13 protein-coding genes are annotated in these 14,088 nt (G+C 68.6%); 5 read left to right on the top strand and 8 right to left on the bottom strand.

The annotated features are described in order from the left end of the window. A partial coding sequence (locus VGC18_RS06250) for an aldo/keto reductase (protein WP_331095363.1) occupies positions 1-370 on the top strand: 370 nt, incomplete at its 5' end. Positions 371-859: 489 nt separating this feature from the next. Here VGC18_RS06250 and VGC18_RS06245 read toward each other — a convergent pair. After that, the gene (locus tag VGC18_RS06245) at positions 860-1,618 is read right to left on the bottom strand and encodes an SDR family NAD(P)-dependent oxidoreductase (protein WP_331095361.1); all 759 of its coding nucleotides are present in this window, start codon (positions 1,616-1,618) and stop codon (positions 860-862) included. Continuing rightward, the gene (locus VGC18_RS06240; RefSeq protein ID WP_331095359.1) at positions 1,615-2,040 is read right to left on the bottom strand and encodes a nitroreductase/quinone reductase family protein; all 426 of its coding nucleotides are present in this window, start codon (positions 2,038-2,040) and stop codon (positions 1,615-1,617) included. The genes VGC18_RS06245 and VGC18_RS06240 overlap by 4 nt, the downstream gene beginning before the upstream one ends. Positions 2,041-2,130: 90 nt before the next feature. Between VGC18_RS06240 and VGC18_RS06235 the strand changes: the two genes are divergently transcribed. From VGC18_RS06235 to VGC18_RS06220, 4 genes are all read left to right on the top strand, one after another. Continuing rightward, the gene (locus VGC18_RS06235) at positions 2,131-2,673 is read left to right on the top strand and encodes a TetR family transcriptional regulator (protein WP_331095357.1); all 543 of its coding nucleotides are present in this window, start codon (positions 2,131-2,133) and stop codon (positions 2,671-2,673) included. 104 nt (positions 2,674-2,777) lie between these two features. After that, a complete protein-coding gene (locus tag VGC18_RS06230; protein WP_331095355.1) occupies positions 2,778-3,878 on the top strand; it encodes a glycoside hydrolase family 172 protein in 1,101 nt (366 codons plus the stop codon). Between the two features lie 48 nt (positions 3,879-3,926). Next, positions 3,927-4,295 (top strand): metalloregulator ArsR/SmtB family transcription factor, encoded by a 369-nt coding sequence (locus VGC18_RS06225; RefSeq protein ID WP_331095353.1) that lies wholly within the window; start codon positions 3,927-3,929, stop codon positions 4,293-4,295. Beyond that, positions 4,292-5,305, top strand: coding sequence for a cation diffusion facilitator family transporter (locus VGC18_RS06220; RefSeq protein WP_331095351.1), 1,014 nt, complete (start codon positions 4,292-4,294; stop codon positions 5,303-5,305). The genes VGC18_RS06225 and VGC18_RS06220 overlap by 4 nt, the downstream gene beginning before the upstream one ends. A 13-nt stretch (positions 5,306-5,318) precedes the next feature. On the opposite strand, the gene VGC18_RS06215 is transcribed toward VGC18_RS06220, so the two are convergent. From VGC18_RS06215 to VGC18_RS06190, 6 genes are all read right to left on the bottom strand, one after another. Further along, positions 5,319-6,047: an aminoglycoside 3'-phosphotransferase gene (locus tag VGC18_RS06215; protein ID WP_331095349.1), complete on the bottom strand. Its 729-nt coding sequence runs from the start codon at positions 6,045-6,047 to the stop codon at positions 5,319-5,321. Continuing rightward, positions 6,044-7,804: a 2-isopropylmalate synthase gene (gene leuA, locus VGC18_RS06210; RefSeq protein ID WP_331095347.1), complete on the bottom strand. Its 1,761-nt coding sequence runs from the start codon at positions 7,802-7,804 to the stop codon at positions 6,044-6,046. The genes VGC18_RS06215 and leuA overlap by 4 nt, the downstream gene beginning before the upstream one ends. 196 nt (positions 7,805-8,000) lie before the next feature. Beyond that, positions 8,001-10,442: a DUF2156 domain-containing protein gene (locus tag VGC18_RS06205; RefSeq protein WP_331095345.1), complete on the bottom strand. Its 2,442-nt coding sequence runs from the start codon at positions 10,440-10,442 to the stop codon at positions 8,001-8,003. Between the two features lie 4 nt (positions 10,443-10,446). Continuing rightward, complete coding sequence (locus VGC18_RS06200) at positions 10,447-11,733, bottom strand: alpha/beta hydrolase (RefSeq protein ID WP_331095343.1); 1,287 nt, start codon at positions 11,731-11,733, stop codon at positions 10,447-10,449. A gap of 114 nt (positions 11,734-11,847) precedes the next feature. Further along, positions 11,848-13,245 carry an ABC transporter permease gene (locus tag VGC18_RS06195; RefSeq protein ID WP_331095341.1) on the bottom strand — a complete coding sequence of 466 codons (1,398 nt, stop codon included), beginning with the start codon at positions 13,243-13,245 and terminating at the stop codon, positions 11,848-11,850. Further along, entirely contained in the window at positions 13,242-14,003 is a 762-nt protein-coding gene (locus VGC18_RS06190) for an ABC transporter ATP-binding protein (protein ID WP_331095339.1), read from the bottom strand. The genes VGC18_RS06195 and VGC18_RS06190 overlap by 4 nt, the downstream gene beginning before the upstream one ends. Positions 14,004-14,088: the final 85 nt, after the last annotated feature.

Genomic DNA, 14,088 nt, shown 5'->3' with positions numbered 1-14,088 from the left:
GGAGAACGACAACTTCCGTTCGACGCGCACGGGCATGCGGCATTTCCGCGACGAGCGCCGCTTGGCCGCCGTCGAGCAGCTTGTGGCGCTCTCCGACGAGATCGGCGTGAAGCTGACCCATCTCGCGATGGCCTTCGCCATCGCGCATCCGGGCGTGACCTCGGCGATCGCGGGCCCGCGCACCATGGAGCAACTCGAGGACACCCTCGCCGGGGTCGACGTCGCGCTCTCGGACGAGGTGCTCGACCGCATCGACGAGATCGTCCCGCCAGGGGAGAGCATCGGCGCGATGGACATGGTCTACCGCGGCCCCGAGGTCGGCGACAGCCGCCTGCGCCGCCGTGTGCCTGCGGAGCGCAGAGCGGCGTAGCCGCGGTGTGGACGTCAACTGCAGCGCTCATAGGTCATCGACGTTCGAGCGCCCGGTCCGTAGAGGTCGTCCTTCAGATCGCGTGCTGCATGCCGCTTCCAGGGCGTCCCCCGGCGAACCTCAGCGACCTCGTGGGATTTCTGACGCCGATATCGACCAGTAGCGGCGGAGAGCTCGTGCTGACCCGCTTCGTATCCTCGCACCGGATCGCCGTCGGTGCGGGATGGCGCTGGTCGCGGCGTCGTGACCGGTTAGCCCATGAAGCGTGGGCACGATTGCGCGCCGACTTCGCCCCTACGCAGGGGCCTTGGAGGTAGCTCGGGATGCGTATTGCTTACGTCGATGACACGAAGCAGCGCGGCCGCAAGCGCGACATGGGGCAACTCGTTACTGTCGATGCTGTCGTTTTCGCCGAGGACCATATTCAGCCTTTCGTTCGCGGCTGCCGCGCCCTGTATGACGATTCTGCAGGTTCTTTCCCGCAGGGTTCTAGAGCAGGCTGCCACCTGAGACTTCGATGCGTTCGGCCGTCACCCAACGCAGCTCTTTCGATGCGAGGGCGGCGATGGCATCGGCGATCTCGTCGGGCTGGCCGACGCGGCCGAGCGCCGTGTGGGCGGCCAGGCTGCTGCGCAGCTCGGAGTCGTCGCGCATGGCGCCGCCGTTGAAGTCGGTTGCCGTCGGGCCGGGGGCGATGCTGTTGATGCGGATGCCGCGGGGCCCGAGCTCCACGGCGAGGCTGCGGGTGAGGGACTCCACCGCCGTCTTCGACGCCGCGTAGAGCGAGGTGCCGGGGCTGACATGGCGGGTGAGCGAGGTGGATACGTTGATGATGCGACCGCCGTCGCCGATGTGGGGTGCTAGCGCCTGGATGAGGAAGAACGTGCCGCGCACGTTCGTTCCGATGAGGGTGTCGAACTCGTTGACGGTGGTCTCTTCGAGCCGGCCGAACAGCCCGATCCCGGCATTGTTCACCAGCACGTCGATGCCGGAACGCCCCCACCGCCCGTCGATGTCGCGCCGCAGCGAGACCGTGAAGTCGGCGAAGGAGGCGACATCCGCCAGGTCGAGTCGCGCGGCGGTGGCATCACCGCCCGCGGCCCGGATCTCCTCGACGACGCGGGATGCCTCGTCGACATCGCCCCGATAGGTGAGCGCCACGGCGAAGCCCCGCCGGGCGAGGGCGCGGGCGGTCGCGCGGCCGAGGCCCCGGTTGCCCCCGGTGACGATCGCGATTCGAGGTGTCATTCGCTGTCTCCTTCCGGGAAGTCCACCCTGATCAGCGGACTTCCCTGCATCCATTCGTCGAGGGGTTCGACCGGCTGCCGGATGCCTGCCGGGTTCCACGGCTGATTGAGGTCGGCGATGATCGACGAGAACACGGCCTCCCGCTGGACGCGATCGAGCACCGGAGTGCCCACCGCCCGCAGATCGGCCCGCACCCCGTTCTTGAGATGGAACACGAACTCGGGGTTCGCCAGGATGTTCGCGTACCAGCTACGCCGGGCCGGCGAGGTGGACAGGTAGATGCGTCCGTCGACCCGGTAGAACCACACCTCGATGCGCCGCGGTCTGCCGGTGCGCGCGCCGGTGGTGGTGATGTCGATCGTGCGCTCCCGAGCGCGTGACGCCGGGGTAATAGCCAAGGCCCGTTCGATTCCTGGTTCCATCACGTTCCTAAGTAAGTATCTATTTACTTATAGGCTAGACGCGAGACGACGATCGTGTCAAAACAACGGCACCGAATGGACGGAGTGAGCGTGGGGCAGCGAGACGCGGAGGCGACCCGGGCGAGGATTCTCTCGGCCGCGGTGACGGAGTTCGCAGCGCTCGGCTACTCGGGCGGCAGGATCGACCGCATCGCGAAGGAGGCGGAGAGCAATGTGCGTATGATCTACGCCTACTTCGGCAACAAGAGCGGCCTTTTCGACGCGGCGCTGTCCGACGCGATCGTGCGGATGGCGGAAGAGGTGCCCCCCACGCCGTCCGATCTGCCTGCCTGGGTCGGCGAGCTCTTCGACTTCCATCAGCGCCGGCCCGAGGTGCTGCGCATCTGCCTCTGGGCTCAGCTCGAACGGCCGGAGGCCGCCTCCGAGCCGCTCGAGACGTATCTGGCGAAAGTCGAATCGGTGCAGCAGCAGGCATCGCCGGCCATCGGCGCAGTCGACCTCCTCGTCATCATCTACGCCGTCGCTGGGGCCTGGCAGCTCGCGCCGATCGGCCTCCTGGCGGCCGACGAGCGCGCCGACAGCGACACGAGACGGGCCGCCGCGGTCGAATCGATCGCCCGCATCCTCGCCTGACCTCCGGATCACCGGCGCGGCTCTCCTGCGGCAGGATGACGCCGAGAGCCGCGGAGAAGCCGTCGTTCATCGCCGGGGTGATTCGCGGCCTAGGGTGGTGATCCATGCAGATCCCGAAGCGCTCGACCTCGACGACACAGTGGTTCACTCCGGAGAACCCGACCGGGGAGCCCGGGGGCGCCGGCCTCACGAATCGGGGAGCGAAGGGACGGGCCTTCGTGCCGCTGCCCGCGGGTGCCGGCGTCGAGCTGATGTCGGCAACGGGCTCGGGAACGATCCGCCGGATCTGGCTCACCCTCAGCGACCTCTCCCCCGACGTCCTTCGAGGCATGCGCCTCGAGGCATATTGGGACGACGCCGCGGAGCCGGCGGTGCGGATGCCCCTCGGCGACTTCTTCGGCGCGGCGCGAGGTCGCCTGACGGCCTTCGAGTCCGCGCTCGTCTCCAGCCCGGAAGGGCGGAGCCTCTGCTCGGTCTTTCCCATGCCGTTCCGGACATCCGCGCGCGTGCTGCTCGTCAACGACAGCGGGAGGGACCTGCAGCGGGTCTTCTACGAGGTGGATGCGACGGTGGGCGACGACCACGACGACGACGTGCTGTACCTCCACGCGCGGTGGCGACGGGAGCGGGCGACCGTCCTCGGACATCCGTTCCTCGCCCTGCCGGAGGTCCACGGATCCGGCCGGCTGATCGGTCTCCAGCTCGGGGTCGTGACCGACCCGGCCTACCGCGGACTGTGGTGGGGAGAGGGCGAGGTCCGGATGCGCATCGATCGCGCGGACGGCCTCGCGCTGAGCGGGACCGGCCTCGAGGACTACGTCGGCACCGGCTGGGGCATGGGGGCCTTCGCCCATCGGTCCCAGGGCTGCCCGATCGCCGAACCGGGCGACGGGAGCGTTCCGGGATGGTGGACGCCGTACCGTTTCCACCTGGACGACCCCGTCTGGTTCGCCGAGTCGATCGAGGTGACGGTCGATGCGATCGGCGGCGGTCCGACGGCGGACGTCCTCGCCGCCGCCGAGCATGCCGACCTCGAGCCGATCACCATCGACGTCGAGGGCGAGGGGCTCATCCGCCTGCTCGACGGCAGCAGCCGGGCGACGGTCGCCGATCCCCGGTATGCCCGGGCGTGGACCAACTTCTTCCGCAGCGACGACTACTCGGCGACCGTCTGGTTCTATCTCGACCGGCCGGAGGGCGGGTAGGGCGGGCCGACGGTACCGCCGCCATGAAAAAGCTGCCATAATCTGCGTATGGATGCAGATAAGCGGATATGCGGCCGCGACCCGGACGGCCAGTTCGTCGAGTTGGCCGTCGAGGTGTTCTCGATGCTCGCCGATGCCACCAGGGTGCGCCTCATCCTCGCGCTCCGGGATGGCGAGCTCTCGGTCAACCATCTCGCCGACATCGTGGACAAGTCGCCGGCGGCCGTCTCGCAGCACCTCGCGAAGCTCCGTCTGGCGCGGATCGTCGCCGCCAGGCAGGACGGGCAGCGGGTCTTCTACCGGCTCGAGAACGAGCACGCCAGCCAGTTGGTGACCGACGCGATCTTCCAGGCGGAGCACTCCCTCGGCGGCACGCCGAGACACCACCACGGACGGCCGGACGAGGCCTCCACGTGACGGTCGAGCACGGGCATCCGCACCCCCACGACCATCATGACCACGGTTCGATCGCGGGAGGCCACGGGCATTCCCATCCGACCGGCCTGCGCGGACTCCTCCACGGTCTCTTCGTGCCGCACAGCCACGATGCGACTGACTCGGTCGACGACGCGCTGGAGGCCAGCAGGGACGGCGTCCGCGCGCTCAAGGTCAGCCTCTTCGCCCTTCTCGGAACGACCATCGTCCAGTTCGGGATCGTCCTCGCCAGCGGATCGGTGGCCCTGCTCGCCGACACGGTCCACAACTTCTCCGACTCCCTCACGGCGATCCCGCTCTGGATCGCCTTCGTCCTCGGCCGGCGCGTCGCCACCCGCCGGTACACCTACGGCTTCGGTCGCGCGGAGGACCTCGCCGGCCTGTTCATCATCGCTGTCGTCGCGCTGTCCGCCGTCGTCGCGGCCTGGCAGTCGATCGAACGGTTCTTCACTCCCCAGCCGCTGCACAACCTCTGGTGGATCGTCGCCGCGGGGCTGATCGGCTTCGCCGGAAACGAGGCCGTCGCCGTCTACCGGATCCGGGTCGGCCGGCGCATCGGGTCTGCGGCGCTCGTCGCCGACGGCGTCCATGCCCGCATCGACGGTTTCACCTCACTCGCCGTCGTCCTCGGCGCGCTCGGGGTGATGGCGGGCATCCCGCTCGCCGATCCCATCGTGGGCCTCCTCATCTCGGTCGTGATCGTCGTGCTGCTGTGGGGAACCGTGCGCAGCATCGGCAGCCGCCTCATGGACGGGGTGGACCCGCACCTCGTGGAGCTCGCGCAGGCGACGCTCGACGGCACCCCCGGCGTCGTCTCCGTCTCCTCCGTACAGCTGCGCTGGGTCGGCCATCGGCTTCAGGGGACGGCGGCGGTGACGGTCACGGATGCGCCGCTGTCGGACGCACAGAAGATCGCCAGGGAGGCGGAGCATCGTCTGGGTCATGCCCTGCCGAACCTCGATGACATGCCGGTCAGGGCGACCGCCGGCTGACCGCCGCGAATCCTCAGGTGCGATCCCAGAGCGACCGATAGTAGGCCGTCCGTTCGGCGTCTTCGTCGACGCCGTACGCCTCGAGGAAGGTCCGCTCCCAGCCTGGGCCGTAGTTCCACTCCGTGCTCCAGGTGGCCACGGCGATGTCCGCCCAGCGGTCGGCGAGGCCGAGGGCCCCGAGATCGACGTGCGCGACGCAGGAACCCGCTTCGTCGAGCAGCGTGTTCGGCATGCAGGCGTCGCCGTGACAGACCACGAGCCTGTCGACCGCGGGTCCGGACTCCGCGGGGAGGCCGGCCCTCGCCAGCCGATCCTCCACCGACCAGGAGAACGGACAGGATGCGACCGGCAGGGCGTCGTGCAACGCGCGCAGCCCGGCGCCGGCCGCGGCGACGGCCCGCCCCGGGTCGGCGAGCCAGCGCTCGCTCACCGCGTTCTCCCCCGCGATCGCGAGCGTGACCATCCAGTCGCCGGAAGCGTAGCTGCCGAAGTCGAGCACCCGGGGGACCGGGACGAAGGCGGATGCCCAGGACAGGCGGTCGCGCTCCGCCGCGAGGTCGAGGCCCGAACCGGCCGGAGCCCACTTGGCGAAAACGCGGTCAGCTCCGCGATGCCCCTCGAAGGTGAGACCACCGAGCTCGTTCCGCCACACCGGCACGAGCGGCCCGTCGGCGAGCAGCGGCCTCAGAGCCAGGGGCTCGACGACATCGCCGACAGGGCGGCCGGCCAGCCCGCGGCTCACACCGAGGCGAGCTCTCGGTCGCCCGACTGCTCCCGGACGGCCCGGTTGACCGCGGAGACGACGGCCTTGAGCGATGCCGTGGAGATGTCCGCGTCGATCCCGACGCCCCACAGTCGCTTTCCGTTGACGTCGAGCTCGACGTAGGAGGCCGCGAGGGCGTCGCCGCCACCGCTGAGGGCGTGCTCGACGTAGTCGTAGAGTCTGACCTCGATCCCCTGTTCGGTGAGCACGGTGAGGAAGGCCGCGATGGGTCCGTTGCCGGTGGCCTCGGCGACGATCTCCTCGTCGCCGACCCGCAGCTCGGTGTGCAGGGAGATGCTCCCGGACATGTCGCTCGAGGTGCGGGTGCTCGTCAGCTCGAAGCGACCCCACTTGGCCTCCGCCTCGCTCGCGGGCAGGTACTCGTCCTGGAAGATCTCCCAGATCTGGTCGCTCGTGACCTCGCCGCCGTCGGCATCCGTCTTGGCCTGCACCACGCCGGAGAACTCGATCTGCAGCCGGCGGGGCAGGTCGAGCGCGTGATCGTTCTTGAGCAGGTAGGCGACACCGCCCTTGCCGGACTGGGAGTTGACCCTGATGACGGCCTCGTAGCTCCGCCCGAGATCCTTGGGATCCACGGGCAGGTACGGCACGGCCCAGACGAGCTCGTCGACGCTCACCCCGGTGGCCTCCGCCTCCGCGGCCATCGCCTCGAAGCCCTTCTTGATCGCATCCTGATGCGATCCGCTGAAGGCGGTGTAGACCAGGTCGCCCGCCCAGGGGCTGCGCTCGGGCACCGGCAGCTGGTTGCAGTACTCCGCCGTGCGCTTGACCTCGTCGAGGTCGCTGAAATCGATCTGCGGGTCGATGCCCTGGGTGAACAGGTTGATGCCCAGGGCGACGAGGTCGACGTTGCCCGTCCGCTCGCCGTTCCCGAACAGGCAGCCCTCGATGCGATCGGCGCCGGCCAGGTAGCCGAGCTCCGCCGCGGCGACGGCCGTGCCGCGGTCGTTGTGCGGATGCAGGCTCAGGATGACGTTCTCGCGGTGGTTCAGGCGCCGCGACATCCACTCGATCGAGTCGGCGTAGACGTTCGGAGTCGCCATCTCGACGGTCGCGGGCAGGTTGACGATGACCTTGCGATCGGCGGTCGGCCCGAAGGCCTCGATGACCCGGTTGCAGATGTCGAGCGCGAACTCCAGCTCCGTGCCGGTGTAGCTCTCCGGCGAGTACTCGTAGAAGATCTGCGTGCCGGCGGCGAGCGGCTCCGCCGCCTTGCAGAGACGCACACCCTCCAGCGCGAGATCGATGACGCCCTGCCTGTCGGTGCGGAAGACGACGTCGCGCTGCAGGATGCTCGTCGAATTGTAGAGATGGACGATCGCCTGCTTCGCGCCCCTGATGGACTCGTAGGTGCGGTTGATGAGCGCCTCGCGCGCCTGGGTGAGCACCTGGATGGTCACATCGTCGGGGATCAGGTCCTCCTCGATGAGGGTCCGCACGAAGTCGAAGTCGGTCTGGCTCGCGCTCGGGAAGCCGACCTCGATCTCCTTGTATCCCATCCGCACCAGCAGATCGAACATGAGACGCTTGCGCTCAGGGCTCATCGGATCGATCAGCGCCTGGTTGCCGTCCCTCAGGTCGACCGCGCACCAGCGCGGAGCCGTGGTGATGCGTTTGCCCGGCCAGGTGCGATCGGGCAGATCGACGCTCACCACCTCGTGATACGGGCGGTACTTGTGGATCGGCATTGCAGAAGCCGTCTGCGTGTTCTTCATGGTGCGTCGCTCTTTCGCTTGGAGGAGGTCAGCCAGTGGCGCCGGTGGCAACGCCGAACTCCGCGACGAGGGAGGCCTGGATTAGGACTCGTCGCGGCAGCTAAGAAGGAGCAGACCGAACACGTTTTCTACGGTAGCACCGCGAAAGTCGTTTCGGCGAACCGCTTGTGCTCCCGATCTGCGCGGCCGGCCGGTCTCAGCCGAGGCTCCTGACAAAACGGATGCTCTGGCGCAGCGACATCGATGGCACGTAGGCCCTGGCGAGAGCGAGGCCGATCGGCGGAAGGACCAACGAGTCCGGATAGGCCATGAACAGAGGATGGAACTCCGGTTTGAACTTGCTTTTGAAGGCGAACAGCGAACGGAATCCGTAAACGGGTTCCAGTCTCGAGCTGATGTAACCCAGCAGTCGTTCGGCGGCGCTGTCCCGTTGCGCGCTGGTGCTCCGAGCCATCGGCGCCGCCGAGAGGCTCATGAACTCGATGCCGTCGTCGCGGAATCGCTCCGCGGACCGGGCGATGAGGAATTCCATGACACCGTTCATCCCGTCGGGGGTACGCCGCATGAAATCCAGCGTCCAGCCGATGACCGCGCCGTCCCGATAGGTGGGGAGCCAGCTCGTCACCCCGATCACCCGGTCGTTTGCATCGCACGCGATCATCATCCCGACCTCCGGATCACGCAGCTCGTCGATGCCGCCCAGCGTGAAGCCCATCTCCGGCAGGTCCTTCTCCGCCACCCACTGCTCGGAGATGTCGTTGATCTGCCAGGCATGAGCGGCCGAGAGCCTCTCGAAACTCGTCCACTCCGAGCGCACTCCCGCGCGCTCCGCGCGGTTGATCGAGGAGCGCACATCCTGCCAGTGTTTTCCCGTCGTCTGCCACGTCCGGGGGCGCACGACCGTTTCCTCCCCCACGGCCATCGACGACCAGCCCATCGCCAGGCATTCCGGGAGGAACCGTTCGTGAATGCTGTAGAAGACCGGGATCCACCCGTTGTCGTCACAGAACCGGGAGAACTGCCCGATCGCCGCGGCGGCGGCCTCCGGTTCGCCGATCGGGTCCGAGGTGGTGATCGCGACGTCCCCGATGACCCGATAGGCGACAACGGCACGCCCATCGGGGGAGAACCAATACGAGTTGCCCGTCCAGGTCGCCAGATGTCCGAGGGAGCCGCCGCCCGCACGGAGCAGGCGACGGACGCGCGGTAGGCCGGTGAGATGGTTGCGGGAGGGAGCACCCCTGGCGACCAGGAGGGCGCCGACGATCACGACGAGCCAGAACAGCGGACCGATCCAGTAGTAGAGGCCTCTGGCGCCAGGGTCGACCGGCAGGAAGGACAACCGGTCCACCCGAAGGAAGCCGACGGGTGCGAAGCGCTCGGGGAGATCGGACAGGAGATCGACAACGTCGACACGCGGATGGAAGCCGGCGCGCATGACGAAGCCGACGCCGACATAGAGCCCGGAGAGCACCACGAGCGCGAGTACGATGCTCCCGAGGTACAGGCGAAGAGACCGGGCCGATGTGAGCACGGTGAAATGGCGAAGGTTGGCTCCCGCGAGGGCGGCGATGACCAGTGGCACCAGCACGGAGGCGGCAAGGGAGAGCGTGACCTCCCAGTAGTGGGGGAAATGGGTCGCATACGACTGCCCCGAGAGCGGCAGGAAGCCGTAGAAATAGGCGGCGAGGGCGGCGAGGGCGAGGTTGACCGTCATCGTGAGCCACACGCCGAACCGTCTTCCCCTCGCCAGCGCGAGGGCCGCGACGAGCAGGGTCAGAAGTGGAAGCACGGTGAGCAGGATCGGTCCGACCCCGCTGATCCGCTCGAGCGTCATGTCGTTGAGGCACTCGTGGGTGATCTGCATCACACGGCACCGGTCGATCTGCTCGGAGCTGCTCGGCTGGGCATCCGTGAGCAGCAGGCCAAGCGGAGCCAGGGCACCCAGCCGAAGCCTGCTGAAGATGGTGATGGCCGGGCCGACAGCCGTGAGCGCCACGACCGCCGAGAGCAGCACCCTGACCTCGTGATGGGAGCTGCGCTGCCACCAGACCGCGTTCTCGCTCGGCCGCAGGACCACGCCGAGCGAGAATCCGGCGACGGCGGCCAGAAGGCGATAGAGATCGGATGGCTCGCCGGAGTACAGCAGGAAGATCGTCGTGATCGAGAACACCAGCACCCGGATCCGCCGCCGCCAGAGCGGGCCCGCGAAGGCGCTTGCCGTCATGATGGTTCCGGCGACGGCGGTCATCGGATCGAGGGTGACCAGCTCGCCCACCCTGCGGGCCCATAGCTCGCCCGTGAGCATGCCGATCGCCTGGACGACGATGCCCACGACCACCCCGCTCACCGAGGTGACAACGAACGCCATCGCCGTTCGGCGAGCGCCCATGAGTCGCTCCGCGATACCGATGATCACCGCCACAGCGACCAGCACGAGGGGAAGCTCGAGGCCGCCGTCGGTGAGGAAGACGGAGCTGATCGGAGTCCACCATCGCCCCGCGTCCACGAGCTGGTGATAGCCGGTGCCGAGGGCGAAGCGAAGCGGGGCCGACGGCCCACGGACCCCGCGACCCGCGACCGCCATGGCGAGGAGGGCGGCGAGCAGGATGACGGTGAGCGGATTGCGGCGGATCACGCGCCTAATCATCGAAACCCCATTTCGCACCGAGCAGGGCGAGTGAGCGATCGACGGCGAAATGCACCGTATGCCAATCGTGAGCCGTTCCCGGCGAGAGGAACAGCCGGGTGCTCATGCCGGCGCGCGCGGCGTATCCCGCGACGGCGGTCACCCCCGGTGCGAACCGCGAGTCGAGCTGCCCCACCGCGAAGAGGCCGAGAGTGTCCTGGTATGGCGCATGCTCCTGGAGCATCCTCTTCGGGGTTGCCGCCTCGTACCTGCTCATCGAGCCGGCAAAGCCGGAGTCGACGGTGTGCCGGAGGTCGCCGCTCCTCGGCGCGATCTGTCCCGAGATGTCGACGATGTTGCCGAACACCCTCGGATGGCCCGCGCCGAACTGGATGGCGCAGGTCCCGCCCTGCGAGAACCCGCCAACCGCCCAGTCCTCGCGGCCGCGGAGCACGTTGAGATGAGTGCGGATCCACCGCGGCACGTCCACCGTCAGATAGGTCGCCGAGTTCCCGAGCGGCGAGTTCACACACATCGGGTTGTGGTTCGGCGCACCCAGCTGATCGGGCACGACCACGATGGGGGCGAGCCCACGATGCGCATGGGCATAGACGTTGAGACTCTCGCCCAGCTGCCCGGCGGTGAACATCTGCTCCGGTCCTCCCGGCTGACCGGAGAACATCTCGACCACCGGCAGCTTCGGGGCGTTCGCGGCAAGGGCAGCGGGAGGCAGATAGACCAGCGCGGCCCTCGCCCGGAAACCGGATATCGGCGCGGGGATGGTGACCATTCCGATCCGCCCCTGTGCGGGCATCCCCTTTGGTGCAACCCAACCGGACGGTCCAGATCCCGCGGCCTCGACGACCGGGAGACGGATGTCCCCATAGCCGGAGATGCCGAGCACGTTCTTCACCTGCGGGAACTCGCCGAGGTCCGCGTTGATGCCCAGTGCCGCCGCCAGCACGAAGACGACAACGGACGCGACGCCCGTGACGATGCCTCTGCCGCGAAGGACGATCGTCCGGGCGGCGGCGACCGCGACCGCCGCGGCCGCCGCGCTGAACCAGGCGCGACTGGCCGGAGAGAGCGAGACACCGAAGACATCGACCACGTCGCTCACCAGCCAGCACACCGCGTAGCCGATCCCCGCGCCCGCACCGGCGGCGAGAGCGGCGACGGGCAGCCAGCGTGCTGGCCGACGCCCCACCAGCAGCGCGAGGAGGGCGAGACCGCCGAGGCACTCCACGACGATCGGAAAGGGGCCGCGAATGAGCTCGAGCGACAGGATCGCCGTGATCATCCCGCATCCTCCACCGCTCCGCCGGCAACGACCGACCACTCAGTATGCGACGGGCGGGACGACCGGAGAGACCAAAAGCGCCGTTCCTGTGAGAGCCTTCAGAAGCCGCCCGCGCTACTCGACCGCGAGGGCGGCGACCGGCGCGATCCGGGTGGCCCGCCTCGACGGGGCGACGGATGCGACGACGATGAGCATGAGGGACGCCCCGACGATCACACCGAGCAGGGCGACCGGGATCGCCGGAACCACGACCCCCGGGGATCCGTTGATCGAGCCGAGCAGCGACTGGGCACCGGCCCAGCCGTAGAAGGTGCCGAGGACGAGCCCGACGAGCACCGCGGCCACCGTCAGCTGCGCGCTCTCCACGACGATCATGGTCCTCACCTGGTGGGCAGTGAAGCCGAGGGCCCGGAGCAGGCCGAGCTCCCGCGTGCGCTGCAGCACGCTCATCGACAGGTTGTTGACCATCCCCACCGCGGCGATGAGGGCGCTGAATCCCATGAGGATCGAGAACACGACGACCACCACGTTGAGCACCGTGTTCGTGCCGGCGTACACCTCCGGCTGATCCCGTTGGGCGGACAGGATCAGCACCTGGAAGCTCTGGACGGCGACGGCGAACATCGTCACGAGCGTGACCCCGATGACCAGACCGATCGTGGTGCGCGAGCTCCGCTCCGGATAGCGCACCGCGTTCTCCGCGGCCAGACGTGCCGTCGCGCTCGATCCGAACATCCGCCCAACCAGCCGCAGCGCCGGCGGCATGACGAGGTGGGCACCGAACACCACTCCCGTGAACGAGAGCAGGCCGCCGATCAGGCCGACGAGCACACCGAGCGGGGTCACCAGTCCAAGCAGGATGCCGAGAACCAGGAGCGCGATGCCGGTGGCGAACAGGACAAGGGCGACCACGTTGCGGCCGTGCCTGCCCGCGGCCTCCTCGCGGGTCTGCTCGACCGCGACGCCCGTCGCCTGGACGGGAGAGACCTGCAGCACACGGCGCGATCCCACCCAGGAGGCCAGCCAGGTCGTGACCACCACGGCGCCGATCGGGAGCAGGACCACCGGCTCGACGTAGTCGTAGCCGAGTCGCGGGAGCAGCCCGCGCGCGACGGAGACGGTGACGCCGATCGCGGTGAGGCCCGTTCCGATGAGGGCGCCGAGCACGGAGCCGGCGATCCCGACGAGCAACCCCTCCCTGGCCACCGCCCTGCGCTGCTCCGCGGCGCTCGACCCGATGAGGCGCAGGAGCGCGATCGTCCTGGTGCGGCCCGCGACGATGGTGGCGAAGGTGTTCGCCGTCACGATGGCGCCGACGTAGACGGCGATGACGATGAAGACGAAGGCGACAACGGCCAGGAGGACCCCGACGGTCTTGCTGCTGCCGGTGACGCCGTCGGCGGCGATCAGCTGCGACAGCACGGCCGTCACCTCGAGCAGGGTCACGCCGAAGGCGGCGCTGAGGGTCGCCACGAGCACGCTCGCTCCGTGCTCCCTGATGGTCCGCCTCATGACGCACGCTCCATCTCCAGCATGAAACGGCTGATCTCCTCGGCGGACGACCGCCCACGGTCCTCGACGAGGCGACCGTCCGCGAGGAACAGGATGCGATCGGCGAAGCTCGCCGCGATCGGGTCGTGGGTGACCATCGCGATGCTCTGCCCGTACTCCGAGCTGGAGGCGGCGAGCAACGAGAGCACCTCCCTCCCCGTGCGCGAGTCGAGATTGCCCGTCGGTTCGTCGGCGAAGACCAGGTCGGGTCTCGTCGCCAGGGCACGGGCGATCGCCACCCGCTGCTGCTGTCCCCCGGACAGCTGGTGGGGACGGTGGGCGAGCCGGTCGCCGAGGCCGAGCGACTCGATGAGCCGGTCGATCCAGTCGGTCTCGTCGGAAAGGGGGTGACGCCCGTCGAGCTCGAAGGGGAGCAGGATGTTGCCGCTCACGTCGAGGGTCGGCACGAGGTTGAACGCCTGGAAGACGAAGCCGACCCTGCGGCGCCTCAGCACCGTGAGCTCCCCGTCGGCGAGCTCGGTGATCTCGGTGTTGCCGAGCCACACCCGGCCGGTGGTAGCCGTGTCGAGGCCGGCCATGATGTGCATGAGCGTCGACTTGCCGGAGCCGCTCGGGCCCATGATCGCGGTGAACTCCCCCTGGCGGATCCCGATGGACACGTCGTCGAGGGCGGTGACCGAGCCGCTGCCCGATCCGTAGGACTTGGTGAGTTGGGATACCCGGGCGACCAGGCCCGCTTCCTGATGGTTGAATGACATGATTCGACGCTAAGCGGGTGGATAGTGCCGAGGCATCCGCCGCTCGTCGCTCGGCCATCCTCCTGCAGGATGACTTCGCGAGGGG

The organism is Lacisediminihabitans sp., assembly GCF_036404185.1.
Lineage (GTDB): Bacteria > Actinomycetota > Actinomycetes > Actinomycetales > Microbacteriaceae > Lacisediminihabitans.
Note: the sequence above shows the minus strand (reverse complement) of the source record. Positions and strands in the feature narration are given on the sequence as shown.